The organism is Lysobacter korlensis, assembly GCF_042434515.1.
In genome coordinates this window covers 1-871 of record NZ_JBHLTG010000049.1, presented here as the reverse complement: position 1 = coordinate 871, position 871 = coordinate 1, and the positions used below count along the sequence as shown (strand labels likewise).

The following is an 871-nucleotide window of genomic DNA, read 5'->3' as shown; positions in this document are numbered from 1 at the left end:
CAACAAAGATCAGTTAGATGGTCTTAAAACGAGTGTTGAAGGTAGTCTCGATAAAGGCTTGAACTTTGCGGGTAATACAGCTGGTGCAGTTATTAATAAGAAACTAGGTGATACCGTTACAATTAAAGGTGGCTTAGCTAACAATGTTGATGCGAGTGATGAAAATCTGCGTGTTGATGTTGAAGATGGCAACCTTGTTGTGAAGATGGCGAAGAACCTAAGTGGCTTAGGCGATATCCAAGTTGGTGAAGCTGGAAAAGACGGAAAAGATGGCGTTGACGGTAAGATTGGTGTTACCGGAAAAGATGGTTCATCAGTAGTTATTAATGGCGAAGATGGATCAATCGGTCTTACCGGTCCAAAAGGTGAGGCAGGTAAAGATGCACCAACTCTTAATATTGCAGTGAAAGATGGAGCGCCAGGCTTAAATGGAAAAGATGGCGAAGTCCGTATTGTGTACAAAGATAAAGACGGCAATGAGAAAGAGGTCGCAAGTCTTGATGATGGCTTACTCTTTGGTGCGGATAACGATGGAGTTGTGGTTGAACGTAAGTTGAATCAAAAACTTGATATTCTTGGTGGTGCAAATAATGCAACCGATGCGAAGAATATCGTCACAACCGCAAATGCAGATGGTTCTATCCAAATCGATCTTGCCAAAGATCTTGATCTAGGCACTACGGGATCTGTGAAAACCGGCAATACGACTGTTAATAATGACGGTGTTAAAGTAGGTGATAAGGTCACATTAGGTGATACAGGATTAACTATTAAAGATGGTCCAAGTATTACTGCAAATGGTGTCGATGCCGGAGGTAAAACAATCACGAATGTTGCCGATGGTGTAAATGGTAAAGATGCTGTCAACAAA

The 871-nt window shown here is 41.8% G+C and carries 1 pseudogene; it reads left to right on the top strand.

The window, feature by feature from the left end:
- Positions 1-871, top strand: a pseudogene (locus ACFFGH_RS34375) (hypothetical protein); the annotation flags it as partial.